We start from the raw sequence: 22,013 nt of genomic DNA on the forward strand, positions 1-22,013 counted from the left end.
TCGTTGACGTTCTTCGCGAGCAAGCTCGCTCCTACAAGGTTCATACCTATCCACGGAGTCATGTGAATGAACCACAAAGTGGCCTTCAGTTTTGCCGATGGCAAGACCCTGTTCTTCCCGGTGAGCGCCCATGAAATCCTGCTGGATGCCGCCCTGCGCAACGGCATCAAGATCCCGCTGGATTGTCGCGAAGGCGTGTGCGGCACCTGCCAGGGACGCTGCGAATCCGGCGATTACACCCAGGACTATGTCGACGAGGAAGCGCTGTCCGGGCTCGACCTGCAACAGCGCAAAATGCTCAGTTGCCAGACGCGGGTGCAGTCCGATGCGACCTTCTACTTCGACTTCGATTCAAGCCTGTGCAACGCGCCGGGGCCGGTGCAGGTGCGCGGCACGGTGAGCGAGGTGCAGGTGGTGTCGGCCAGTACGGCAGTCCTGCAGTTGCAAGTGGACGCACCGCTGGATTTTCTGCCCGGTCAATATGCGCGGTTGTCGGTACCCGGCACTGACAGCTGGCGTTCCTATTCCTTCGCCAACCTGCCGGGCCATCGGTTGCAGTTTCTGGTGCGCCTGCTGCCCGACGGAGTGATGAGCAACTACTTGCGCGAGCGCTGCCAGGTGGGTGACGAGGTATTGATGGAGGCGCCGCTGGGGGCGTTCTACCTGCGGCACGTGACCCAACCGCTGGTGCTGGTCGCCGGTGGCACCGGGTTGTCGGCACTGCTGGGCATGCTCGATCAGTTGGCGGCTGGCGGCTGCGAACAGCCCGTGCACCTCTATTACGGTGTGCGCGGTGCAGAAGACTTGTGCGAAGCGGCGCGCATCCGCGGTTACGCGTCGAAAATCGCCGACTTTCGCTACACCGAAGTCCTCAGCGACGCCTCAGCGCAATGGACGGGCAAGCGCGGCTACCTCACCGAACATTTCGACCTGGCCCACTTGCGTGACAAATCAGTGGACATGTACGTGTGCGGTCCCCCGCCGATGGTCGAATCGATCCAACAATGGCTGGCGGATCAGGCACTTGATGGCGTTCAGCTGTATTACGAAAAGTTTACGCAGAGTAATATCTGACCCTCAGCACTTCTGAGGGGCTGATGCGCCTGCACTCACCCTTAAGAAAAACAAGTAGAAGGGAATGTTAATGGCGGATGACATGGTAAACCCGGTGGGCCTCAAGCGCGGCCTGAAGAACCGGCACATTCAACTGATCGCCTTGGGAGGGGCGATTGGCACGGGACTGTTCCTCGGCTCGGCCGGGGTGCTCAAGTCGGCGGGGCCGTCGATGATCCTGGGTTATGCGATAGCCGGTTTCATCGCCTTCCTGATCATGCGCCAGCTCGGCGAGATGATTGTCGAAGAGCCGGTGGCCGGCTCCTTCAGCCACTTTGCGCATAAATACTGGGGCGGTTACGCGGGCTTTCTCGCAGGCTGGAACTACTGGGTGCTGTACGTGCTGGTAGGCATGGCTGAACTGACGGCGGTGGGCAAGTACATCCAGTTCTGGTGGCCGGAAATCCCGACCTGGGTCAGCGCGCTGGTGTTCTTTGTCGCGGTCAACCTGATCAACACCCTGAACGTGAAGTTCTTCGGTGAAGCCGAATTCTGGTTCGCGATCATCAAGGTGGTGGCGATTGTCGGCATGATCGTGCTCGGCTGCTACCTGCTGTTCAGCGGCACCGGCGGCCCGCAGGCATCGGTCAGCAACCTGTGGAGTCATGGCGGGTTCTTCCCGAACGGCGGCATGGGGCTGTTGATGTCGATGGCGTTCATCATGTTCTCGTTCGGTGGCCTGGAGCTGGTGGGCATCACCGCCGCCGAGGCCAGCGAGCCGCGCAAGGTGATCCCGAAGGCGATCAACCAGGTGGTGTACCGGATCCTGATTTTCTACGTCGGCGCCCTCACCGTGCTGCTGTCGCTGTACCCGTGGGATCAACTGCTGCAAACCCTCGGCGCGTCGGGCGATCCCTACAGCGGCAGCCCGTTCGTGCAGATCTTCTCGCTGATCGGCAATGACACCGCGGCGCACATCCTCAACTTCGTGGTGCTGACCGCGGCGCTGTCGGTGTACAACAGTGGCGTGTACTGCAACAGCCGCATGCTGTTCGGCCTGGCCGAGCAAGGCGACGCGCCCAAGGCGCTGATGAAGCTCAACAAGCAGGGCGTGCCATTACGCGCCCTGGCGATTTCGGCGCTGGTGACGATGCTGTGCGTGGTGGTCAACTACATCGCGCCGCAGAGCGCCCTGGAGCTGCTGTTTGCCTTGGTGGTTGCCTCGCTGATGATCAACTGGGCGCTGATCAGCATCACCCACATCAAATTCCGCAAGGCCATGGGCGAGCAAGGCGTGACGCCGTCGTTCAAGACTTTCTGGTTCCCGTTCAGCAACTACCTGTGCCTGGCGTTCATGCTGATGATCATCAGCGTGATGCTGGCGATTCCGGGGATTCGTGAGTCGGTGTATGCGATGCCGGTGTGGGTGGGGATTATTTATGTGGCATATCGGTTGCGCGTAAGCAAGGCGAAAGCGGTAGCCACAGCGCAGTAATACCCATGTGAGAGGGGGCTTGCCCCCGATTGCAGTGGGTCAGCCACTGATATGTCTACTGGCCCACCGCTATCGGGGGCAAGCCCCCTCCCACATTTTTAACTGCATTCCAACTGAAAAGCCCCGGTAGTCCGGGGCTTTTTGTTCAGAGGGTGGAGCGTACTCGCCAGAGCTCTGGGAACAGCACCGTGTCGAGCATCTTGCGCAAATACCCCACGCCTTCGGTACCGCCAGTCCCCGGCTGGAAGCCGATAATCCGCTCCACCGTGGTCACATGCCGAAAACGCCACTGACGGAACGAATCCTCCAGGTCGATGAACTTCTCGGCCAACTGATACAAGTCCCAATAACGGCTCGGATCGCGATAGACCTCACGCCACGCGGCTTCCACCGATTCATCGTGGACGGTTGCCGCCGTCGGGTCGCGTTCGGCCCGTTTCGGATCTATCGCCAGACCGGCCTTGAGCATCAGGTTGATCGCTTCGTCATACAGTGACGGCGTGGCAATCGCCACCTGCAATTGCTGCAACAGCTCCGGGCGATGGGCATGGGGCCGCAACAGCGCCGGGCTCTTGTTGCCGAGGATGAACTCAATCTCGCGATACTGGAACGACTGGAACCCCGACGACTGCCCGAGGAACGGACGAATCGCCGTGTATTCCGACGGTGTCATGGTCGCCAGCACCGCCCAGGCATGCACCAATTGATCGAAGATCCGCGAAACCCGCGCCAGCATCTTGAACGCCGGCGGCAACTCGCCCAGGCGCACATGTTCGCGGGCGGCCTTGAGTTCGTGGAGCATCAGTTTCATCCACAGCTCCGAGGTCTGGTGCTGGATGATGAACAGCATTTCGTTGTGGTCCGGCGACAGCGGATGCTGGGCGCTGAGGACTTTGCCCAGGTCCAGGTAGTCGCCATAGCTCATGGACTCGGAAAAATTCAGCTCGGCGTTGTGCCATTCTTCCGGGGGCGGGTAATCGGCAGGCTTATAGTCTGAAGAGAAGGGACACTGGCTCATCGCGTGGGCTCCAAAAGCGGGCGCAGGATTGCACGGACCGGGCTGGCGTCCAGATGGGCAAAACGCAGCGGCAGCGCGATCAGTTCATAGTCGCCCTCCGGTACGTCGTCGAGCACGATGCCTTCGAGGATCGCCATGCCATGGCGCGCCACGGCGTTGTGCGAGTCCATGGTCTTGGACTGTTGCGGGTCCAGGGACGGCGTGTCGATCCCGATCAGGCGCACGCCGAGGCTGGCTAGCAGATCGATGGTTTGCGGGGCGATGGCGGTGAAGTCTGAATCCCATTCGGTCAACGGCGCTTGTGGATAAGTGCGCAGCAACACGCGCTCGGGCAGGTTATCCACACGCCCCTGCAATTGATGCGGCTGCACCAGCGCGCCGCTGCCCAGGCAGTGCAACACCCGGCACGGGCCCATGTACACGTCCAACGACACCTCGCCAATCGGCGCGCCGTCAGCGCTGTAATGCAGCGGCGCATCCACGTGGGCGCCGGTGTGCGGCGACAGGGTCACACGCCCCACATTCACCGGGCACTCGGGACCGAACTGCCACACACGCTCCTCCTGGAACGGCGTATCGCCCGGCCAGGTCGGGGTCGCCGCACTCAAGGGCGGGCTGATATCCCACCACGTTTTTATTGGGTTCATGTTCACGGCTCTCACTCGTTCCTGGGTGAATGATACGAGGGCCGGACGTGAATTTTCTTGCGAATTCTGGCGCCAGGAGGGAGTTCTTTCGCAGTTACTGCGATAAAATGGCGAATTTACGCGCAGAAACACCTCTGAACACAGTGATGCGGCCACTAGCAATCAATGTGGGAGGGGGCTTGCCCCCGATAGCAGTGGGCCAGTCAATCAGAAGTTGGCTGACACACCGCCATCGGGGGCAAGCCCCCTCCCACATTGACCTCACCGAGCCAATGGAATCGTCTTTGCCTGCGCTTCTGGGCATACCGATGTCGAGTCCAGACCACCAGCCCCGGCTGTGACGCTATAGGGTTCGACTCTTATTCCCTTGCCTCGGAGTCATCATGTCCAAGCCCATCACCGTACTGCGCGACACCCACCCCTTGCCAGTCCTGGATGCCTGCAAATGGGAAAAGCTCGAAGGCGACCCGCACACCGTCAACCTCAACGCCTATACCAGTGAGGACGGCAGCAAGATCATGGGCACCTGGATCTGCACGCCGGGCAAGTGGTACGTGGACTACGTGAAATGGGAATACTGCCACTTCCAGGAAGGCTATTGCATCATCACGCCGCAAGGCATGGCGCCGATTCACTTGCGGGCTGGGGATATCTTTGTGGTGGAGCCGGGGATGAAGGGGACGTGGGAGGTGGTGGAGACGGTGCGTAAGTATTTTGTGTTTGCTTGACAGGCGGTGGCATAGCGCATTGAGCATGAGCTCAGCCGGTGCGTGCTCATGTCACACATTCATCACCTGTTAAGGCCTGTCCTACAGGCCTTTCATGGGCTGGATGGCAAGATCAGGGCGTGTTTCAGTCTCCGAATTGAACAGTTTCAGAGGATGCTCATGATTCATGCCACGTCTCAAATTGCCTGGTCCTCAGCTATTTACCAGCCTGCCCCGAACAACCATGTGGCCAAAAAGCAGGTGTTCCCCAACTCCTGCGGCGCCGCCGCATTGCTGTGCGCGGCAAAAGAGCTAGGGATCAATAAAATACCGGTGCTTTCCGGATCCATGTCTGAGCATCTGGGTGTCGACACGCTTGAGCTGGACAATCGTTGTGAAAGCGACCTGTACAGGATCACCAGCGGATGCACAACCGTGAGGCAGGGGCAAAGCAATCTGCAACAGGCCGGCTATTCGATGCCGGACAATATTGTCATCGCTGGAAGGCTTTTGGGGCTGGACATGAGAGTGGAAAAAAGCCCAGGTTTGTTCTCCACTGGATTGAACTGGCTTTATCCAGAGATCGAAAACAACCTTAAAGGTATTGGCTGCCCTATTGACCTGCCTGGACCTGCGCTCGGCAGTAATGAGGTCAAACTGGAAGCCATGGCGGTGTCATGCATAGGCTTGCCAATCGGATTGCACTGGGTGGTAAGCCGGGCCGACGGCAGCTATATGGATCCTGCAACAGGCGAGAACCAGAAAAATTTTTCCGCCTTGAACGCCGGGGTTAAACAAGCCGCCAGCTGCGTACTGGGCTATTCTCCTTCGGGCATTTCTATCGTGGCCGCATTGAACACATACACAACGGTGTAAAAGCGGAGGCAGCTTAACGCCGCCCCCTTTCTCCTTAATGGGTTTTAAGGTAGCTGTTGATGATAGCCGAAAAGTCCTTGCCCCCTTCCCCACGCTGGCTCATCGATTGATACAACTGCTGGGCCACCGCACCGAGGATCACTGGCTGTTTTGCCTGGCGCGCCGCTTCAGTGGCCAGGCCCAGGTCCTTGAGCATCAGGTCGGCGCCGAAACCGCCGGTATAGCCACGCGATGACGGCGCGGTTTCGATCACGCCCGGCCACGGATTGTAGGTGTCCGAACTCCAGCAACGCCCGGTTGAGCTGTTGATAATCCCGGCCAGCACCTGCGTATCGATGCCCAGCGCGTCGCCCAGGGCCATCGCCTCACTGACGCCGACCATGCTGATACCCAGCAGCAGGTTGTTGCAGATCTTGGCGATTTGCCCGGTACCCACCTCGCCGCAGTGCACGATGTTGCGGCCCATCTGCGCCAGTATCGGCTGCAGGGTGGCGAACAGTTCAGGTGTGGCACCGACCATGAAGGTCAGCGTGCCAGCCTGCGCCCCGCCGGTGCCGCCGGACACCGGGGCATCGGCCATCACCACGCCTTGCCGGGCGGCGGCCGCCGCGACGTCACGGGCAGTCTGCGGGTCGATCGTGCTGCAATCCACGGCGGGAATGCCGTTGCCGATGCCGGCGAGCACACCGTCTTCATTCAGCCACACGCTGCGCACATGCGCGGCGGCCGGCAGCATGGTGATCACCAGCTCAGCGCCCTGGGCTGCGTCACGCGGTGAGTCGCTGATGTGGCCGCCCAGTTCGGCCAGTTCCTTGAGCACGGCCTGGTTCAGGTCGAACAGGTTCAGCGCGTGCCCGGCCTTGATCAGGTTGCGGGCCATGGGCGCGCCCATGTTGCCCAGGCCGATAAATGCAATTTTCATGGTCGTCTCCCAGGTCAGCGCAGGTTGATGGTGGTGTTGACGCCATCGTTGACCGTATCGTCATCGAACCAGCGGCTGGTGACGGTCTTGGTCTGGGTGTAGAACTGCACCACCTGCTTGCCGTACGGGCCAAGGTCGCCGAGTTTGGAACCACGGGAACCGGTGAAGCTGAAGAACGGCACCGGCACCGGGATCGGGATGTTGATGCCGACCTGGCCTACGTCGATTTCACTCTGGAACTTGCGCGCCGCCGCGCCACTCTGGGTGAACAGGCCGGTGCCGTTGCCGAACGGGTTGGCGTTGACCAGCGCAATGGCTTGATCGAGGGTGTCGACCTCCAGCACCACCAGCACCGGGCCGAAGATTTCCTCGGTGTAGATGCGCATGTCGGTGGTCACGCCGGAGAACAGCGTCGGGCCGACAAAGTTGCCTTGCTCGAAGCCCGGCACCTTGATGTCGCGGCCGTCCAGCTCCAGTTTGGCGCCTTCTTTCACGCCGCTTTCGATCAGCTCCAGGATGCGTGCCTTGGCGCGCTTGGAGATCACCGGGCCCACGTCGGTACCGGCTTCGCTGCCGGCGTTGACCTTGAGCTTCTGTGCCAGGGCCTTGAGGTCCGGCAGCCACTGCTTGGACGCGCCCACCAGCACCACCACCGAGGTGGCCATGCAACGCTGGCCCGCCGCACCGAAACCGGCACCGACCAAGGCATTGAGGGTGTGTTCGCGGTTGGCGTCCGGCAGCACCACCGCGTGGTTCTTGGCGCCCATCATCGACTGCACACGCTTGCCATGCTTGCCGGCCAGGTCGTACACGTGAGTGCCCACGGCGGTCGAGCCGACGAAGGACACCGCCTTGATGTCTTTATGGGTGCACAGCGCATCCACCACGTCCTTGCCGCCGTGCACCACGTTGAGCACGCCCGGCGGTACGCCAGCTTCCAGCGCCAGCTCCACCAGCAGCATCGTCGACAGCGGGTCCTGCTCGGACGGCTTGAGCACGAAGGTGTTACCGCAGGCGATGGCCATCGGGAACATCCACAGCGGAATCATGGCCGGGAAGTTAAAGGGGGTGATGCCGGCACACACGCCGATGGGCTGGCGCAGGGTGTAGGTATCTACGCCGCCGGCGACGTTCTCGGCGAACTCGCCCATTTGCAGGGTACCGATGGAACAGGCGTGCTCCACCACTTCCAGACCACGGAAAATATCGCCTTCGGCATCGGCAATGGTCTTGCCCTGCTCGTTGCTGAGGACCACGGCAATGCGCTTGGAGTGTTCGCGGATCAAGGCTTGCAGCTTGAGCATGATGCGCATGCGCGCGCCGATCGGCGTCAGCTTCCAGGTCTGGAAGGCGCGATGGGCGGCGTCGATGGCGGCGTTGACCTCATCGGCCGTGGTGAACGGGACGCGGGCAAGCACTTGCTGGGTGGCCGGGTTGACGATGTCTTGCCATTCGGTGGTCTTGGACTCGACCCACTCGCCGTTGATCAGCAACTTGACCTGTTTAACGGAAATATCGGCAGATGCGTTCATGGGGTCTCCGGAATCTTGTTGTTATGCAGAGAGTTGAATCGCCTTGAAGAAGGAGGCGTTCGGGCTGTTTTTGGAGTATAGATGTGCAAATCTCTAATAAGAACGCACATAAAAGCCGGTCCAATATGCAAAAAAACATCACATCACTGGGCTCCCTGAACTGGGATGACCTGAAGTTTTTTCTCGAAGTGGCCCGCACCCGCAAGGCCAGTGTTGCCGCCAAGCGCCTGGCAGTGGACTACACCACCGTGTCGCGGCGCATCAGCTCACTGGAAGTGTCGCTAGGCACCCTGCTGTTCGAAAAATCCCGGACCAACGGTTTTGTCCTCACCGCCGAGGGCCAGCGTTTGCTGGGCTATGCCGAATCCATCGAAAGCACCTTGCACATGGCGTGCGAGCAAGTCTCCGGCTCCGGCGTGGCCTTGTCCGGGCATGTGCGCATGGGTTGCACCGAAGGTTTCGGCAGCTTCTTCATCACGCCGCAACTGAGCCACTTCGTCGACACCTACCCGGCGATCTCGGTGGACATCCTGCCCCTGCCCCACTTCATCAGCCTGTCCAAGCGCGAAGCCGACATCGTCATCGCCCTGGAACGCCCGGAACACGGCCCGTACGTGTGCTGCAAACTGTGCGACTACAAACTGCAGCTGTACGCCACACAGGACTACCTCGACCAACACCCGCCGATCCAACGCCTGGCGGATTTGGCCGAGCATCCGTTTATCAGCTACGTGGATGACCTGGCGTTCAGCTCGGAGTTGCTGTACCTGGCGAACGTAGTACCGGGCGCCAGCGCCAGCCTGCGCAGTACCAGTGTGATTGCACAGTACGTCGCGGCGCAGCAGGGCCGGTCGATGGCGATATTGCCGTGTTTTTTGGCGGCGCAGGATCCGCGACTGCTGCCGGTGCTGGGGGAGCAGATCGCGATTACGCGGCAGTTCTGGATGTATTGCCGGGAGGATTTGAGGAAGTTGAAGCGGATTACGCTGTTGTGGGACTACATCCGGGAGGTGACGGAACAGAATAAGGGGTTGTTGATGGGGGAGACGCGGGAGATGCGGTTCGCAGACTGAATGTGCCGCGCGGAAAACTGTGGGAGGGGCGGTGCGACGATTCGACTTGCCCCCGATGGCGGAGTGTCAGTTACCAGATGTATTGGCTGACACACCGCTATCGGGGGCAAGCCCCCTCCCACAATGGATTGCATTTCAGGTTGAGAGCGCAATACGCGTGGGCCGCGCATTATCTGTGTGAGATGGGCAAAGCGGTGGTGGATGACTTGACGCAGGCGATCACGCCGAGCGGTTAAGCGAACACAGTCTTAAGCACACTGCAGTACACATGTGGGAGGGGCTTGCCCCCGATGGCGGAGTGTCAGTTACCAGATGCATTGGCTGACACACTGCTATCGGGGGCAAGCCCCCTCCCACAATGGATTGCATTTCAGGTTGAGAGCGCAATACGCGTGGGCCGCGCGTTATCTGTGTGAGATGGGCAAGGCGGTGGTGGATGACTTGACGCAGGCGATGACGCCGAGCGGTTAAGCGAACACAGTCTTAAGCACACTGCAGTACACATGTGGGAGGGGCTTGCCCCCGATGGCGGAGTGTCAGTTGCCAGATGTATTGGCTGACACACTGCTATCGGGGGCAAGCCCCCTCCCACAATGGATTGCATTTCAGGTTGAGAGCGCAATACGGGTGGGCCGCGCATTATCTGTGTGAGATGGGCAAGGCGGTGGTGGATGACTTGACGCAGGCGATCACGCCGAGCCGTTAAGCGAACACAGTCTTAAGCACATTGCAGTACACATGTGCACACTGCAGTACACATGTGCACACTGCAGTACACATGTGGGAGGGGGCTTGCCCCCGATGGCGGAGTGTCAGTTGCCAGATGTATTGGCTGACACACTGCTATCGGGGGCAAGCCCCCTCCCACATTTTGAATGCATTTCAGATTGAGAACGTTGAAAGGCCTTAGTCCGCGATGACCACAATTGATACGCGTCGATTCTCGGTGCGCCCCGCCGTGGTGGTATTGGCCGCCACCGGCTCGCTGCTGCCCAGGCCGCGCAGTTGGATGTTCTGTTCTTTCATGCCAACGCTGCTCAGCACCTTGCCCACACTTTCAGCACGGCGCAGGGACAAGGTCTGGTTGTAGAGTTCCTTGCCCGACGCGTCGGTGTGGCCGTCGACGCGTACGCGTTGGATGCCTGCGCCCACCAGGGCCTTGCCGATGCGTTCGACGATGTCGGTGCTGGGCTTGTTGAGGGTTTCGACGTCGCTGCCAAACAGCACTTTGCCAGACAGGCCGAAGGCCCAGCCTTCGTCGGTCAGCTCGAAGCCCTGCTGCTTGAGCACGGCCACTTGCGCCGGGCTCAGGCCTTTGGGCGGCGGGGTCTGGCAGCCGCCGAGGGCCAGGCAGGCAAGAAGCAAGCTGATGAATAGAACGCGTGGGTGAGAGAACAAGGGGTCAACTCCTGTGTTGAACGTTGACGACGGGGTGCTCCGATTCCGTCGTTTGCTGACCGCCCGCCGACAGCCGTTTGGCCTGGTACATCGCCGCATCGGCGGCATTGAGCAAGGTGCCGGGCGTGGCGCCATGGTCGGGATAAATGGCGATGCCGATACTCAGAGAGGTCAGTACCTGGGTGTCGTCCGGCAGTGGGATCGGCGCGTCCATGCTGGCATTGATCTTGTCGGCGATGCGTTGCGCATCGTCGACTTTGTGCAGCGGCGCCAGCAGGACGGCGAATTCATCGCCGCCCAGGCGGGCTACCAGGTCATCTTCGCGCAGTTGTGCGCGCACGCGCTCGGCAACCGCCACCAGCACGGCATCGCCGGCGGCGTGGCCGAAGTTGTCGTTGATGTCTTTGAAACGATCGCTGTCGAGAAACAGCACCCCTACCCGCTCATTGACCTTGGCGGCGCTGCGCAAGGCCCGAATCAACCGGCCTTCGAAGAACGCACGGTTGGGCAGGCCGGTGAGACTGTCGTGGCTGGCCTGATGCGCGAGGGTTTCGTTTTCGCTTTGCAGATGGTTTTGCCAGGCCTCCATCTCGCCCAGCAGGGCATTGAAGTCGCTGCCCAGGCTGTCGAGTTCGGCGATCTGCGCCGGGGGCACGCGGCGGTCAAAGTCGCGTTCGCTACGGGCGGCGTGGGCCACGGCGGCGAGGCTTTGCAGCGGCCCGGTGATGCCGTTCAACAAACGTCGCGCCAGATGCAGCGCCACCCAGGCGCTGAGCGCGGTGCAGATCACAATGCCCGCCAGCCCACTGAGCAAGAAGCGCAACAGGCTGCCGCCATGACCGGTCAGGTGGATACTGCCGACCGTTTGGCCCTGGTGAAGGATCGGCTGGCTGATGGGTTGCTCGAGCAAGGCATGCGCCAGTTCGAGTTCAACCCGTGACAACATCCCGTTGTTCGGCCGCACCCATTGCGCCAGCAGCTTGCCACTGGCATCGAAGACTTCGGCCTGGGCCACCTCTTCGGTCGAAGCGATCAGGCTCAAGGCTTCAGTGGCGGCGGCACTGTCGTCGAACACCACGGCCGCTTCGACGGTGTAATTGATCGAGCGTGCGATCAAGTGCAGGTTGTGTTCGGCGTAGACCCGCAGCGCCAGCACGCCGAGCAGGGTCAGGGACACACTGGCCAGAGTCACCGCCACCAGGGCCAGGATCATGTGCCCTCTGCCGATCACCGACCTCAGGGTCGGCCGCGCTTTAGCCGGCCTCATGGCGCCGGCGCTCGACGGCGCGACAGTTGCAGCACGCTGGGGTGAATGCGTACGCCGCTGCGGGCGACGGAATCCAGGTTCACCTCAAACGACACCTGCGCATCACTCACCCGCAGGCAGAACAGGCTGCCCACGGTGCATTGGTCGCCGCCTTCGCTGATGCTGAGCACCGGGTGGCCGATCAATGAAGCAAACAATGCGGTGCGTTCGTCGCCGCTGAGTTTGCCGATGTAAACGGCGTCGCAGGCACTGACGATATCGGGATGGTTGGCCAGCAAGCGTCGCACCGTCACCGGACGGCCGGTCGCCTGGGTGGTGCCTTTGATCAGGTCGTCGGTGTATTGGGTGGGCCCGACGATGCACAAGCGCAGTTGCGCAGGCTCCACCGGCCACCGGGCGTAACTGAGAATACCGAGCACGACCTGGGTGACCGCCTGGGCGCGCTGCTCGGCGAGGCTCGGGGTTTGAGCCCAGGCCTGCGGAGCGAGCAGGCAGAGCGCCGCCACCTGCAACAGGCGTCTCCAGCTCAAACTGCGTTCTGGGAGCGAGACAGCCACGTTCATGCAGCGATTCTCTCAAGAAATTTCAGGATGATGCCGCAACGATAGCACAGCAACGGAAAACCCCACGGAGCGAGGCTTTCGTGGGGTTGCGTATTTTTTCAGAAAAATCAGGCATCTGAACTGGAAATATCCTATGACCGTTCAGTCAGTTTCTTCGGGGGCGGCGTCCAGCTCCAGCATCAATCCGCTCAAGCGTTTGACCCGACGCCTCACGGCTTCCTCAAAGACCCCGGCACGCGGTTCGATCAGGCTGAACCAGCGTTTGGCGCGGGTGATACCGGTGTAGATAAGCTCTTTGGTCAGCACCGGATTCAGCGCGTCCGGCAGGATCAGCGCGGTGTGGGTGAACTCCGACCCCTGGGATTTGTGCACGGTCATGGCATAGACGGTTTCCACGTCGTTGAGCCGGCTGGGCAGCACGAAACGCACGCCACCCTGGCCGTCATTGCGCGGGAAGGCCACGCGCAGCACCTGAGGACCACCGTCGCTTTCGGGCAATTTCAAGGCGATACCGATATCACCGTTCATCAGGCCCAGGCCGTAATCGTTACGGGTCATCAGCACCGGGCGGCCTTCATACCACTGCTCGTCGCCCTCGATCAGCCGCACCTTGCGCAAGGCGGCGGTGATGCGCAGGTTCAGCCCTTCGACGCCCCAGGGGCCTTTGCGTACGGCGCAGAGCAACTGGAACGCGTCGAAGGCTTGCAGCAGTTGTTGCGCCCAGTGGGTCCAGGCGTGATCGTCACGCGGGGTCTGCGGCGCAGGACGCGCCGACTGCAGCAGGTTCAGGTAAAAACGATAGCCCTGGGCACCTTCGCCCTGCCCGTCCAGCACCAGGCGCTCAAGCGCGTGATCATGCTCGCCCTTGAGGCTGAGACAGAACAGGTCGTCGTGACTGCGCGCGGCCAGCAGCTTGCGCGCCTCCTCGGCATTCTGCTGGTTGACCCAGCGCGCCAACTGGCCGATGCCGCTGCCTTCGCCGAAACGACGCGAGTAGCGCAGCATCACCACCTGCTGGGCCAGTGGATGACTGCCGTCGAGGTCTTCCTGCAGGCCGCTGTTACTAAGGTCTTCAGCGCTGACCGCTTGCAGCCATTGGCGCGTGGCCGGGCTGTACCAGCCGGCCTCGGCATCGCGGCACAGATCACCGAGCACCGCGCCCGCCTCGACCGAGGCGAGCTGGTCCTTGTCCCCCAGCAGCACCAGGCGAGCATGGGGTGGCAGGGCGTCGAGCAGGTTGGCCATCATTTCCAGATCGATCATCGACGCTTCATCCACCACCAGCACATCCAGCGGCAGCGGGTTGCCGACGTGATGACGGAAGTGCCGGGTGCCCGGGCGGCTGCCCAGCAAGCGGTGAACCGTGGTGACCTGGGTCGGGATTTTTTCGCGCACTGTGTCAGGCACCTTCAGTGACAGCACTTGCTGGCTGATGGACTCGGTAAGACGTGCGGCGGCTTTACCGGTGGGCGCGGCCAAACGGATACGCAAGGGATTGCCGCTCTCCACGGCAGGCGCCTGCAACAGCGCGAGCAGACGCACCACGGTGGTGGTCTTGCCGGTGCCGGGGCCGCCGGTGACGATACTGAATGCGCCCCGGGTGGCCAGGGCACAGGCGAGTTTTTGCCAGTCGATCACGCCATCGGGCGCCGGCTGATCGAACAAACCATTCAGGCGCTGCGGCAAATCGGCGGCGACGGTTTCGTGGCTGGCCAGCCGCAGGCGCAAGGCACTGTCGATGCGCCGTTCATAATTCCAATAGCGGCGCAGATAGAGGCGTTTTCCAGACAGCACCAACGGGCGGCTTTGGGCCGACTCACTGCCATCCACCGCCAGCGCAACCAAACGACTGGCCGCCAGGGCATGACACCAGTGGGCGCCCTCCAGCCCCTCGAGCAACTGCGACGGCAACAGCATCGCGCCAGTCTGTTGATCACCTTCGGGCGGCAGCGACAGGGCAAAGTCCGGCGCCTTGAGGGTTTCGAACAGGTCGAGGCACACATGGCCGTGACCCAATTGGTGGCTGGTCAATGCCGCCGCCAATAGCACAAGGGGATCGGCCTGCGGGTCAAGCTCATGCAGGAAGCCGACGAACGCTTTGTCCAGGGCCCGCAGCCAGCCACGCTCGACCCAGCGCTCCAGCAGTTGCACCAGGTCGGCGGCGCGACTGAGCGGCGACAATTGATCCAGCAGCAGCGGCGACAAGCTCATAGCAACACTCCTTGTTCCCAGGCGGGCTCGGCTTTTGGCGGAATAGGCTTGCCCTGGAACAACAGGTCCAGCCCTTCGATCAGCTCACGCGGTGGCCGGCTGAAGTAGGCACCCTGGGTCGCCGACTGCGTGCCGCGCAGGAACAGGTAGAGGGCGCCGCCGATGTGGCGTTCGTAGTCGTAATTCGGCAGGCGCGCCTTGAGCTGGCGATGCAGGGCCAGCAGGTAAAGCACGTATTGCAGGTCGTACCGATGTTCGAGGATCGACTGTTCCATGGCTTCTAGGGTGTAGGCCGAATCATCTGGCCCGAGCCAGTTGGATTTGTAGTCAGCCACGTAATAACGGCCATCGTGCTCGAAGGTCAGGTCGATAAAGCCCTTGAACATGCCGTTGAGCAACACCGGTTCGGCCGCCACGCGGGAGACGCCGTGGTGGGTGTACTGGCACACCAGCTTGTCGACAGCGAGCACGTCGACTTTATGGCTGGCAAACCAGAATTCCATTTCGATCTGGTAATGCCGCAGTGCGCTGAGGCTGACCCGGTCGTCGTACAGGGGCAGAGGCGCTTGCAGCAAGTGGCCAAGCCAAGCGCTGAGGGTGACGATCCAGCCTTCCCAATTGCGCCGATTGCAACGCGCTCCGACGGCTTTTTCAATGGCCTCGGGGCTCACGTTGAAGGCTTCTTCACCGGCCCACTCCAACAAGCCGTGAAGGAAAGTGCCTGGATTCGGACCGCGTGGGAATCGATGAATATCACCGCCGGACGCCACCACTTCGCGCGGTGCGTCGGGATCAAGGCGTTCGTCATCGAACAGTTTCTGGGCCTGCGGGCTTTCAGGCGCCTCGAGACTGGCGGCGCTCATGCTGTCGCCAATGCGCAAGGCGCTGTAGGACGCAATCCACCAGTTTTCGGCGGCCTTGCGTTTGGGCAACAGCGGCGCCAGCAGGGTCGCTTCGTTGCGCGGGGGGTGGAACACGATGTCTTGCGCTGGGGGCACCTGGGCATAGCTGATGGCCAGGCAACCCTGCTGCACATCCAGTAACCAGCGCGCCAGGCCGGCCGACTCGCCCAGCGGCGCACCGGCGCCCAGCAAATAGCCCAACGCCGACAGGTGCAGCACCGAGCTGCTGCTGTTGCCGCGCTTGAGGTCGGCGATGCCCAGCCAGCAGGCGTGTTTGGCGCGGGTCAAGGCGACGTACAGCAGGCGCAGATCTTCGGCCAGGCGCTCATCGTCGGCCTGGGCGATCAGCTCGGCGGTAGGCCGCAGGCTGACCTGGGATTTGCCCTGCGCGTCGTGGTAGTGCAGCGGCAAGCGCGTGCCGTCTACCGGTTTGGCCGAGCAGATGAAGGGTAGGAAGACCAGGTCGTATTCCAGGCCCTTGGATTTGTGGATCGTCACCACCTTGACCAGTTGTTCATCACTTTCCAGGCGCAGGATTTGCTCTTCACCGGCCTGGCCCGACAGCGCCAGGTGCTCGGCCAGATGCCGAATCAGCGCCTGTTCGCCGTCCAGTTCCGACGCGGTCTGTTGCAGCAGCTCACTGAGGTGCAACAGGTTGGTCAGCACACGCTCGCCATCGCTACGGGCGATCAGGGTTTGCGGCAGCTTGAAGTCATGCAGCAGGCGACGCAGCATCGGCAGCACGCCTTGGGTGCGCCAGATCGAGCGGTAGCCCCGAAACTGCATTACGCGGCTTTCCCACGCCAGTTCGTCCTGGTTCAGACGCTCCAGTTCCGTCAATGGCAGGTTCAAGGTGACGCAAGCCAGGGCCGCGCGCAGCGGGCGTTCGACGTCCGGTTCGGCGCAGGCCTTGAGCCAGGCCAGCAGATCGTGGGCTTCCTGGGCGGCGAAGACCGAGTCCTTGTCCGACAGGTACACACTGCGCACGCCCCGCGCCGCCAACTCGGCGCGCACGGCCTGGGCTTCCTTGCCGTCTCGCACGAGGATGGCGATGTCTGACGGCAGCACGCCTTTGAACGTGTCGTCTCTGGCAAAGCCTGCGCTGCCTTGCTGTCCACCATTGAGCAATTCGACGATCTGCGTAGCGCAAGCAGCCGCCAGTTGCTGGCGATACAGCACATTGGAAATCGGTTGGTCGGTAGCTAAATGCCAAAGGTTCATTGCGGGCAGCGTCTGGCCGTCGACCTGCAGCCGTTCTTTGCGGCCTTGAGACAGCACCGAGTGGAACGGCACCGGGTTACGGCCGTCGGGCTCACGAAACAGGAACGCGCCGCGGCCGGTTTCCGCGCGCTGGAACAGGTGGTTTACCGCCTCGACCATTGCATGGCTGGAGCGGAAGTTGGTGCCCAGGGTATGGTGGCGACCAGTGGTGGACTGCCGGGCGCGCAGGTAGGTGTAGATGTCTGCGCCCCGGAAGGCGTAGATCGCCTGTTTGGGGTCGCCGATCAGGAACAGCCCGCTGTCCAGGTGGTTTTCTTCGATGCGATAAATGCTGTCGAAAATGCTGTATTGCACAGGATCGGTGTCCTGGAATTCATCGATCAGCGCCACCGGAAATTGCTCGCGGATTACACTGGCAAGACGTTCGCCGCCGTCGGCCTGGAGCGCGGCGTTGAGGCGGATCAGCATGTCGTCGAAACCCATTTCGGCGCGGCGCCGCTTCTCTTCTTCGAAGCGCTTGCCCACCCAGGCGGCGGCGTGTTGCAGCACTGCGGCATCCGGGGTTGGCAGCGCGTCAAGGGCCGCTTTCAGACTGGCCATCGCGTCGATGCCGGGATGCCGTGGCGGCTCGCCTTTCCAGGCTTCGGCCATACCCTCGGGGGTCAGGCGGGTAAAGCCGGTGCCGATATCCAGTTGTTCCAGGGTTTCATCAGTGGCCCAGGCACTGATTTTTTCGAACCAGGGTTCGAAGTAACGCGCCTGCATCTTGCGCCCATCGACCGCCTTGGCCGCCACGGCTTGCAGGCACAGATCACGCAACTCGGCGGCCCATTGCTGCCAGGGTGCCTTGATGCTGGCCAATGCCTCGCGACGCTCTTGCAGGCAGGCAGCGATTATTTCGGCGGGCTCGCGGCTGTCTTCGGCCGGCCGCTCACTGCCGAACAGCGCGCGCACCCGTGGCATCAGCGCGGCCGGGCCGCTCCAGTTATTGCGCACCCAATTGAGCGCGTCGTCGTGCATGGGGTAGCAGAACAGGCGCCAGTAATCGCGCAGTACTTCACCGAGCAGGTCGCTGTGGTCGGTTTCCAGGGTCTGGGTAAACAGGCTGCCGCTGTCGAAGGCGTGTTCGCGCAGCATGCGCTGGCACCAACTGTGAATCGTCGAGACGGCTGCTTCGTCCATCCACTGCGCGGCGATGTCCAGCCGATTGGCGCAGGCAGGCCAGTGTTCCAGGGGGTATTGCTGACGCAGGTCGGCGATCAAGGCGTCGGGCTGCTCGATTTCGTCACGGAAGAACCGCGCGGCCTCCGCCAGACGGATACGGATACGTTCACGCAATTCCTTGGTGGCGGCGTCGGTGAAGGTCACCACGAGGATTTGCGGCGGTAGCAGTTCGCGGCCGAAGCCGGACTCATCGCCACCGTTGCCGAGCACCAGGCGCAAATACAACGCCGAAATGGTGAAGGTTTTGCCGGTGCCGGCGCTGGCTTCAATCAGCTGGCTGCCTTTGAGCGGGAAGGCCAGGGCCAAGGGTTTGCTGGTCATGCGCCGGCGTCCTCGCTGGACAATGAGCGCCAGGGGGCGTTGATCAGGGGGCGATACAAGGTCTCGCACCAGCCTTCGAACTCCTCGCTGGCGACCAGCGTGGCGTAGTCCGGGAACTGGCGAGTGAGCGCGGGCGTTTCGCGGCGTTCGCCGTCGGTGGTGATACCGTCGCCCTCGTAGGCTTTGCCGGCAGCCGCCTGGGCTTTGGCCGGATCGGTCTGGCCGAGCCAGGCAAAGGCGGTTTTTACCGCGACGGGCAGCGGTTGGCTCATGCCGGTGTGCCAGGCGAGCAGCAAGTCACCGAGTATGGCCTGAGCGGTGGACGTGTCCAACGGGGCCAGCAGCAAGGTGTCGTCACTGGCCACCAGAGCGGTACTCAAGGGCACGCCACAGGCACAGGCGACCACATGATTGACCCAGGGCCGAATCAGGCGGTGCCACTTGCGCGTCTTGATCGAGCCGATGCTGTTGGGGATGGTGGTCACGCTTAACAAGCCGCCATCACTGCGCCGGTGCAGGCCGCTGATCCAGCCTTCGAGCTGAATGCCCTGGTACTCGAAACTGATCGGCTCCGCGCCAGTGTGCGGGGTTGGCCAGAGCGCCAGGAGTTGCTGGTAGCGCTGCAACAGGTCCGGCAACGGCTCGATCAGCTCGTTGCGCAGGCATTCGCCGAAGCCGACCATCGGCAGCAGGCCACTGCCTTGCAGGCGCAGGGCTTGGGCGTTGAGGGCCTGATCGAGCTGGTCGGGCCGGCTCAGCGCCGCGTTGAGCAGGCTGTCGCTGAGGGTGTAGCGTTGCAGTGCGTCAAGGACGAAGGGTTCTTCGTCGGCCAGCGGTACTTCGGCAGCTTCAAAGAACACTTTCAGGCGTTGGCTGAAGAAATGCCTGACCGGATTGCGCAGGAAATCCTGTAACTGGCCGAGGCTCAGGGGCTCCTCCTGGTGGTACGGTGCCAGCGCGTGGTCATGCACCGCTGCGGCTGGGGCCTCATGCAGCAACTGCCATTCGCGGGCGTAACTGAACAGCGAGTCGCCTGCATGGAAGTAGCGGGCGCTGAAGGGTTGGAGCGGGTGCTCCTGGGTCATCGCGTCGATCAGGGAGTGGTCGCTCTGGGCGTTATGCCAGCCGCTGGCGAGGTGGTCGCGCAGCTGGCCGATCAGCACCGAGGCCGGGCGATCGCTGTTGTCGCGGATGCTGCGGCCGACCCAACTGATGTAAAGCTGGTCGCGCGCGGAAAGCAGGGCTTCGAGCAGCAGGTAGCGATCGTCTTCACGGCGGGAACGATCGCCGGGACGGTAGTCGCTGCCCATCAGGTCAAAGTCCAGCGGCGGCTGGGCACGCGGGTAGTCACCGTCATTCATGCCGAGCAGGCAGACCAGCTTGAACGGGATCGCGCGCATGGGCATCAAGGTACAAAAATTGACCGCACCCGCGAGGAAGCGCTGGGACAGGCGGCCCTGGTCAAGCCCGGCCAACCACGCCTCACGGACCACGGTGAGGGGTAATTCGTCTTGCAGGCCGACGGACTCGCAGGTTTCCAGCCAGGTCTCTCTCAACTGTTCAAGCTGGCCAAGCAAGTAGTCGTCGTGCTCACTGCCGGGCAGGAAAAACAGCTGCATCAAGCGTTGCAGTCGCTCGCCCCACACATGGGGAGGCGCTGGTTGCGACAGCGCCTGGTGCGCGTCGTTTAAGGCATCGAGCAAGGCGACCAGTGGACCAATCAGTGCCGCATCAAGCCCACCGATCTCGTCGTAGGGTTCGATGCCTTCGCACGCCACACCCGTGCCGACGGCGTAGCCCAGCAACATGCGCCGCAGGCCGAATCGCCAGCTGTTCTGCTCAAGTTCTGCGGGCAGTCCCAGGCCGGCACGCTGTTCGGCGTTGAGACCCCAGCGGATGCCGGCGCCTTCAATCCAGCGATGCAGTGTAGGCAAGTCGCGCTCGTTGATGGCGAAACGTTCGCGCAAGGCGGGGACGTCCAGCAGGTCCAGAATTTCGCTGACCGGGAAACGGCTGTCGGGGAGTTTTAGCAGGTGCTCGACCGCGATCAACAGAGGGTCACGGCCGCGTTGCCCCTGGTCTGTCAGGGTGAAAGGAATGAAGCGTGGGTCATGTCGTTCCAGTTGGCCGAACACCGCGCGGATGTGCGGTGCGTAGCTGTCGACATCGGGGACCATGACGATGATGTCCCGAGGGCGCAACGTAGGGTCGGCGCTGAAACGCTGGAGTAATTGGTCGTGGAGAATCTCCACTTCGCGCTGGGCGCTGTGGGCGATGTGAAAGCGAATGGAGGTGTCACGTGTCAGATCGACCGCGGGCCAGAACTCACGGGTCTCATCGAGAGGGCGCAGTTCGAGAATATCGTCCTGAAGCTGGTTGAGCAGCGTGGTGGGCTGGCTGTCGCTGAACAGGTCGATACGACCATCCCGGAAGGCGGCGCGGTAGCTGTTGGGGTCGTCGTAACTGTCCAACAGGCTGATGTAGTCACGGCCCTGCTTGCCCCAGGCGGCGAGTAGCGGATGAGCATGCTGGTGCAAGGTGTGCGGGTCGATGGTGACGGGCATGCCGGCTTTGCGCGCCTGGCGCTTGTACTCGTTACGCAGCAGGTCTTTGTCGGCCACGATGTCCGACCAGTGATGGCGGCAAGGGTTGTGCACGCACAGCAGCACTTGGCTGAAACGGGCCAGGCCCGCCAGTGCTTCGAGCGCTTGGGCGGGCAGCGAGGAAATGCCGAAGACGATCACGCGGGAAGGCAAGCCAGGCGGCGCTTGCTCAAGCGTATTGATGCGTTCGATAAAGCGCTGGTGAACACCGGCACGGCTCTCGGCCATGCCCTGCTCCCCTACGTCAAGCAACAACGCGCGCCATAACTCAGCCTGCCAACAGTTGGCGGGGTTAAGGGGTTTTGATTCGCCGCGCCCGTTGCGTAACTGATGGCGCCCCGCAGCCCAGTCTTCCAGCCAATCGGCGCGATACACCTGATATTGGTCGAACAAGTCGGCCAGGCGCTCGGCGAGCTGGTAGCGTTTGCGCAGGTCGGTATCGTGGGTCAGGAAGCGTTGCAACGGCTCGAAATGGGGTTGGTTGATAAGCTCCGGGAGCAGACGCATGAGTCGCCACGTCAACGGGGCCTTATCAAGCAAAGACTTGGGAGGGATTTCGTCACGACCCAGCACCATGCGATAGAGCTGCCACATGAAGCTGCCGGGCAATTGCACATCGATTGCCGCCGCGATGCCACAGCCTCCCATATCGTCTTCCTGCGGATCTTCGGCCAGGGCAAGCTTGAGCCATTGGGCGATGCCATTGCTTTGGACCAACGCGATTTCATTTTCCAGAGGCGCCAGGGGATAACGACGCATCCAGCTGACTACCAGGCTGCGCAACTCGTCCAGGCGGTTACCATGAACCACCATGAATCCTGCGCTGAGGGATGTCGCACCCGGCATAACGGTTTCCTTGGAAAAGCAAAAATCGAGGCATGGACTGTAGCACTGAAGGCCATTGCCATGAGCGCCTTGATACTTTTCGAGCGCCCAAAACAAAACCCCATCTGCTTTCGCAAATGGGGTTCTGGAATTTA

The 22,013-nt window shown here is 61.9% G+C and carries 17 protein-coding genes and 1 pseudogene; 8 read left to right on the plus strand and 10 right to left on the minus strand.

Translation table 11 applies throughout. The features are described 5' to 3' along the window. Positions 1–66: 66 nt before the first annotated feature. Together antC and MRY17_RS21710 are read left to right on the plus strand one after the other, a co-directional pair. Complete coding sequence (antC, locus tag MRY17_RS21705) at positions 67–1,074, plus strand: anthranilate 1,2-dioxygenase electron transfer component AntC (RefSeq protein ID WP_243352836.1); 1,008 nt, start codon at positions 67–69, stop codon at positions 1,072–1,074. 70 nt (positions 1,075–1,144) lie between these two features. Then, positions 1,145–2,548, plus strand: a complete 1,404-nt coding sequence (locus MRY17_RS21710; RefSeq protein WP_124434007.1) for an amino acid permease — start codon at positions 1,145–1,147, stop codon at positions 2,546–2,548. A 145-nt stretch (positions 2,549–2,693) separates the two neighbouring features. On the opposite strand, the gene kynA is transcribed toward MRY17_RS21710, so the two are convergent. Together kynA and kynB are read right to left on the minus strand one after the other, a co-directional pair. Beyond that, positions 2,694–3,566, minus strand: a complete 873-nt coding sequence (gene kynA / locus MRY17_RS21715) for a tryptophan 2,3-dioxygenase (protein WP_124434008.1) — start codon at positions 3,564–3,566, stop codon at positions 2,694–2,696. Further along, positions 3,563–4,213 carry an arylformamidase gene (kynB, locus tag MRY17_RS21720; protein ID WP_124434009.1) on the minus strand — a complete coding sequence of 217 codons (651 nt, stop codon included), beginning with the start codon at positions 4,211–4,213 and terminating at the stop codon, positions 3,563–3,565. The genes kynA and kynB overlap by 4 nt, the downstream gene beginning before the upstream one ends. A 383-nt stretch (positions 4,214–4,596) precedes the next feature. Here kynB and MRY17_RS21725 point away from each other — a divergent pair, with 383 nt between their 5' ends. Both MRY17_RS21725 and MRY17_RS21730 read left to right on the plus strand, forming a co-directional pair. After that, the gene (locus tag MRY17_RS21725; RefSeq protein ID WP_181282401.1) at positions 4,597–4,941 is read left to right on the plus strand and encodes a cupin domain-containing protein; all 345 of its coding nucleotides are present in this window, start codon (positions 4,597–4,599) and stop codon (positions 4,939–4,941) included. 159 nt (positions 4,942–5,100) lie between these two features. Continuing rightward, the gene (locus MRY17_RS21730) at positions 5,101–5,796 is read left to right on the plus strand and encodes a hypothetical protein (RefSeq protein WP_243352837.1); all 696 of its coding nucleotides are present in this window, start codon (positions 5,101–5,103) and stop codon (positions 5,794–5,796) included. A 34-nt stretch (positions 5,797–5,830) separates the two neighbouring features. Here MRY17_RS21730 and mmsB read toward each other — a convergent pair whose 3' ends face one another. Both mmsB and MRY17_RS21740 read right to left on the minus strand, forming a co-directional pair. Beyond that, entirely contained in the window at positions 5,831–6,718 is an 888-nt protein-coding gene (mmsB, locus tag MRY17_RS21735; RefSeq protein ID WP_191956648.1) for a 3-hydroxyisobutyrate dehydrogenase, read from the minus strand. Positions 6,719–6,732: 14 nt separating this feature from the next. After that, positions 6,733–8,250, minus strand: coding sequence for a CoA-acylating methylmalonate-semialdehyde dehydrogenase (locus MRY17_RS21740; protein WP_243352838.1), 1,518 nt, complete (start codon positions 8,248–8,250; stop codon positions 6,733–6,735). A gap of 125 nt (positions 8,251–8,375) precedes the next feature. Here MRY17_RS21740 and MRY17_RS21745 point away from each other — a divergent pair, with 125 nt between their 5' ends. The 4 genes and pseudogenes from MRY17_RS21745 to MRY17_RS26730 all read left to right on the plus strand — a co-directional run bounded on the left by MRY17_RS21745 (position 8,376) and on the right by MRY17_RS26730 (position 10,029). Beyond that, positions 8,376–9,323: a LysR family transcriptional regulator gene (locus tag MRY17_RS21745; RefSeq protein ID WP_243352839.1), complete on the plus strand. Its 948-nt coding sequence runs from the start codon at positions 8,376–8,378 to the stop codon at positions 9,321–9,323. 77 nt (positions 9,324–9,400) lie between these two features. Then, entirely contained in the window at positions 9,401–9,559 is a 159-nt protein-coding gene (locus MRY17_RS26725; RefSeq protein ID WP_431768372.1) for a DUF3077 domain-containing protein, read from the plus strand. Positions 9,560–9,707: 148 nt separating this feature from the next. After that, a pseudogene (locus MRY17_RS21755) lies at positions 9,708–9,794 on the plus strand (DUF3077 domain-containing protein); the annotation flags it as partial. Positions 9,795–9,870: 76 nt separating this feature from the next. After that, the gene (locus tag MRY17_RS26730) at positions 9,871–10,029 is read left to right on the plus strand and encodes a DUF3077 domain-containing protein (protein ID WP_425540619.1); all 159 of its coding nucleotides are present in this window, start codon (positions 9,871–9,873) and stop codon (positions 10,027–10,029) included. A gap of 200 nt (positions 10,030–10,229) precedes the next feature. Here MRY17_RS26730 and MRY17_RS21765 read toward each other — a convergent pair whose 3' ends face one another. The 6 genes from MRY17_RS21765 to recC form a co-directional block, all read right to left on the minus strand. Further along, on the minus strand, positions 10,230–10,721 hold the full coding sequence (locus MRY17_RS21765; protein WP_181283692.1) for an OmpA family protein: 492 nt from the start codon (positions 10,719–10,721) through the stop codon (positions 10,230–10,232). A 4-nt stretch (positions 10,722–10,725) separates the two neighbouring features. Beyond that, positions 10,726–11,988: a diguanylate cyclase domain-containing protein gene (locus tag MRY17_RS21770; protein WP_181283693.1), complete on the minus strand. Its 1,263-nt coding sequence runs from the start codon at positions 11,986–11,988 to the stop codon at positions 10,726–10,728. Next, on the minus strand, positions 11,985–12,551 hold the full coding sequence (locus MRY17_RS21775; protein WP_181283694.1) for a YfiR family protein: 567 nt from the start codon (positions 12,549–12,551) through the stop codon (positions 11,985–11,987). The genes MRY17_RS21770 and MRY17_RS21775 overlap by 4 nt, the downstream gene beginning before the upstream one ends. Before the next feature lie 141 nt (positions 12,552–12,692). After that, complete coding sequence (recD, locus tag MRY17_RS21780; protein WP_243352840.1) at positions 12,693–14,762, minus strand: exodeoxyribonuclease V subunit alpha; 2,070 nt, start codon at positions 14,760–14,762, stop codon at positions 12,693–12,695. Further along, positions 14,759–18,430, minus strand: a complete 3,672-nt coding sequence (gene recB / locus MRY17_RS21785; RefSeq protein WP_243352841.1) for an exodeoxyribonuclease V subunit beta — start codon at positions 18,428–18,430, stop codon at positions 14,759–14,761. Before recB ends, recD begins: the two co-directional genes overlap by 4 nt. After that, positions 18,427–21,879, minus strand: coding sequence for an exodeoxyribonuclease V subunit gamma (recC, locus tag MRY17_RS21790; protein ID WP_243352842.1), 3,453 nt, complete (start codon positions 21,877–21,879; stop codon positions 18,427–18,429). Before recC ends, recB begins: the two co-directional genes overlap by 4 nt. Positions 21,880–22,013: the final 134 nt, after the last annotated feature.

It is taken from the genome of Pseudomonas orientalis (genome assembly GCF_022807995.1).
Taxonomy (GTDB): domain Bacteria; phylum Pseudomonadota; class Gammaproteobacteria; order Pseudomonadales; family Pseudomonadaceae; genus Aquipseudomonas; species Aquipseudomonas orientalis_B.

Coding starts and splice junctions, on each gene's coding strand:
- antC (WP_243352836.1), top strand. CDS start 67: ATGAACCACAAAGTGGCCTTCAGTTTTGCCGATGGCAAGACCCTGTTC.
- MRY17_RS21770 (WP_181283693.1), bottom strand. CDS start 11,988: ATGAGGCCGGCTAAAGCGCGGCCGACCCTGAGGTCGGTGATCGGCAGA.
- MRY17_RS21710 (WP_124434007.1), top strand. CDS start 1,145: ATGGCGGATGACATGGTAAACCCGGTGGGCCTCAAGCGCGGCCTGAAG.
- kynB (WP_124434009.1), bottom strand. CDS start 4,213: ATGAACCCAATAAAAACGTGGTGGGATATCAGCCCGCCCTTGAGTGCG.
- recD (WP_243352840.1), bottom strand. CDS start 14,762: ATGAGCTTGTCGCCGCTGCTGCTGGATCAATTGTCGCCGCTCAGTCGC.
- kynA (WP_124434008.1), bottom strand. CDS start 3,566: ATGAGCCAGTGTCCCTTCTCTTCAGACTATAAGCCTGCCGATTACCCG.
- recB (WP_243352841.1), bottom strand. CDS start 18,430: ATGACCAGCAAACCCTTGGCCCTGGCCTTCCCGCTCAAAGGCAGCCAG.
- MRY17_RS21775 (WP_181283694.1), bottom strand. CDS start 12,551: ATGAACGTGGCTGTCTCGCTCCCAGAACGCAGTTTGAGCTGGAGACGC.
- recC (WP_243352842.1), bottom strand. CDS start 21,879: ATGCCGGGTGCGACATCCCTCAGCGCAGGATTCATGGTGGTTCATGGT.
- mmsB (WP_191956648.1), bottom strand. CDS start 6,718: ATGAAAATTGCATTTATCGGCCTGGGCAACATGGGCGCGCCCATGGCC.
- MRY17_RS21745 (WP_243352839.1), top strand. CDS start 8,376: ATGCAAAAAAACATCACATCACTGGGCTCCCTGAACTGGGATGACCTG.
- MRY17_RS21730 (WP_243352837.1), top strand. CDS start 5,101: ATGATTCATGCCACGTCTCAAATTGCCTGGTCCTCAGCTATTTACCAG.
- MRY17_RS26725 (WP_431768372.1), top strand. CDS start 9,401: ATGTATTGGCTGACACACCGCTATCGGGGGCAAGCCCCCTCCCACAAT.
- MRY17_RS21740 (WP_243352838.1), bottom strand. CDS start 8,250: ATGAACGCATCTGCCGATATTTCCGTTAAACAGGTCAAGTTGCTGATC.
- MRY17_RS26730 (WP_425540619.1), top strand. CDS start 9,871: ATGTATTGGCTGACACACTGCTATCGGGGGCAAGCCCCCTCCCACAAT.
- MRY17_RS21725 (WP_181282401.1), top strand. CDS start 4,597: ATGTCCAAGCCCATCACCGTACTGCGCGACACCCACCCCTTGCCAGTC.